The organism is Aerococcus sp. L_32 (assembly GCF_050689315.1).
Window position 1 is genome coordinate 1 of the sequence record NZ_JBOEQF010000261.1, and the last position, 2,934, is coordinate 2,934.

General features: G+C 42.0%; 1 protein-coding gene. It reads left to right on the forward strand.

Annotation, left to right across the window (positions count from 1 at the left end; all coding sequences use genetic code 11):
• The first annotated feature begins 99 nt into the window (after nucleotides 1-99).
• Nucleotides 100-2,658, forward strand: coding sequence for an SF1B family DNA helicase RecD2 (gene recD2, locus ACRCJ0_RS11455; protein WP_431390496.1), 2,559 nt, complete (start codon nucleotides 100-102; stop codon nucleotides 2,656-2,658).
• The last annotated feature ends 276 nt before the right edge of the window (nucleotides 2,659-2,934 follow it).

A 2,934-nucleotide genomic window follows, 5' to 3' on the forward strand; every position in this document is an offset into this window, starting at 1 on the left:
CAGGCAAAATGACATAGATACCTATAAATCTATCCATTCTGAACTACTTGAATATGCTATAATATGTAAGATTACTAAGACGAGGAAGGAGCAGCCAACATGCGACAAAATCAGAATCAACCAACAAGTGAAGATTATGTCATAGGTGAGGTAAAGGCGACCTTCTTTTTTAATGAAAGCAACTTTTATCGGGTAATGTCCGTTGAAATAGATGAAACCAATACCATGTATTCAGAAAAAGAAATCGTGATGACGGGAAACTTCCCAACTATTCAGGACGGGACGACCTATCACTTTAACGGGAAATTGGTGGACCACGCTAAATATGGTGTCCAATTCCAAGTGACTTCATATGAAGCGCAAAAAATCACTTCTAAAGAAGGTTTAGTTCGCTTTCTATCATCCGAACAGTTTCCAGGAATTGGGGATACGATTGCCAGTCGTATTGTTGATGCTTTTGGCGACCAAACTATTGATACTATTTTAAATGATGTAGAAGCCTTAAAAGTGGTTAAAGGTTTGTCTAAAAAGACAAGAACGATGTTACATGAGCGGATGGTTGAACAAAGAGGGAATGAACAAGTTTTCGTTAAGCTAGCTGAGATGGGCTTTTCATCGCGGTTGGCTGGGCAAATTTATGGCCTCTACCATAACGAAGCGGTCGAAATGATTGAAGAAAATCCTTATATTTTGATCGACGATATCCGTGGTTTTGGTTTCCAAAAAGCAGACCAAATTGCTTTAAATATTGGTTTCCCCTTGGATTCACCAGTTCGGATTGCAGGGGGGGTCATGTTTGTTCTAAACTTGGCAACCTTTGAATCGGGGAATACCTATGTCATGGAAGCGCCACTGATTGAGAAAACCCAAGAAGTCTTGATGCATGGTCAGTCACAATTTATTGAAGTTAAACGCATTCAAGATACCATTTCAGATATGAACGAAATAGGGAAGTTGATTTTATCTGAAGATGGGCGGGTTGCCTTGCCAACTTTATACTTTGCTGAAGTGGGTATTGCCAAGATGATGGGGCAAATGCAGCAACCTCAGTATCAACCCCAATATCCGGGTGTTGATTTAGACGAAGAAATCCAAAAACTAGAACAAGACTTAGGTATTTCGTATGGACAGGCTCAAAAGAAAGCCATTAAAGAGGCCTTAACTTCCAAAATGTTTATCTTAACTGGGGGACCAGGGACAGGTAAGACAACGGTATTAAACGGCATCGTCCAATTGTATGCTCGTTTGAATGATATTTCCTTAAATGTAGAAGAATACGACCCAGGTGCTTTTCCAATTTCTTTAGCCGCTCCAACAGGTCGAGCAGCCAAACGAATGACTGAGATGATCCGCCTGCCAGCTTCAACTATTCACCGTTTACTCGGTTTAACAGGTGAAGAGGATGACAGCGAAGACGGCGAAGAATCAGGCATGCAACTAGAAACTGACTTGTTGATTATTGACGAAATGTCCATGGTAGACACATGGCTTGCCTACAAATTACTTTCAAGTGTCCCTTCATTTATGCAAGTCATTTTTGTGGGAGATAAAGACCAGTTAGCTTCTGTAGGACCTGGACAAGTATTAGCTGACTTATTATCTTCACAGACGGTTAAAACGCGTGAATTAGATGAAATCTATCGTCAAAAAAACCAGTCGACCATTGTCCAATTGGCTCACCAGATTAAACAAGGTGTCGTCCCTAAAGACTTGATGATGAACCAACGTGACCGATCATTCTTCAAGGTGCAAGCGAATCAAATTGCAGACTTAGTAGCTATTGTGGCTAAGCGCGCTGTTGACAAAGGCTATCAAAAACGAGACGTTCAAGTCTTGGCGCCGCTCTATAAAGGACAGGCCGGGATCAATCATATCAATGAGCGTTTACAGGCTGTTTTAAACCCTAATGACGACGGCAAACGCCGGGAGCTCGTCTATTTTGAGCAGACCTTCCGAGTTGGGGACAAGGTCTTGCAGCTGAAAAACCAAGCCGAGAAAAACGTCTTCAATGGAGATTTAGGGGAAATACTGGCTATCTTTTTTGCCAAGGAGACGACCAACAAGGTGGACCAGATTGTGGTTGAATTCGACGAGGTTGAAGTGACGTATGAACGTAATGACTTTAATGAAATTACGCTGGCTTACTGTACGTCCATTCATAAGTCGCAGGGGTCAGAATTTCCGATTGTGATTGTACCGTTAGTGCCACAACACCACCGGATGCTGAAGCGAAATTTGTTATATACTGGGATTACCCGGGCCAAGCAGTCCTTAATTATGTGCGGTGAACCCGAGGCCTTTCAAACGGCTATTCAAAATGTAGATGCTAGTCGGCAAACCCAACTAAAGGACTTTTTGATGGAAGCTGTAGATGTTGATGAGCGGATGGCAACTGCGGTTGAAGCAGAAATAGAAAAAAAAGATGGGACACCAGCAAAAGAGCAAGCTGAAAGTCGGGCAGAAATGTCATCAGAGGATGATTTAACGGAAAATTCCAGTCCAGAAAATGGAGACGCCACTGAAGAGCATATAGAACTGGAAGTGGTAGCTAACAGTGACCCAGAAGTTGAAGATTTTCGTCTGACAGCTGAGTTAGTCCTGAGTCATACAATTGACCCTATGATTGGGATGGAAGGGATTAAGCCGGAAGATTTTTAGTTGGATACTGGCTTGAAAACTTGACAAATTAGGCATTCTGTCAGTATAATTTGGAATGTGAAAAGACCAAAAAGTCTACAAGTGGAAAGAACCATATTTTATGAACTTTAGCGAGGATGATTAGGTGCAAGCATCCAACCATAAAATGCTCTCTTTCTAAACATTTAGTCGAAAGGCTACGCGCTAGCGTTATCCAGCGATTAGAGAGGTAATGTGAACATAGCATTGCAAATGAGGTGGTACCGCGCAAAGTCGTCCTCAATTTGCAAAGCTATG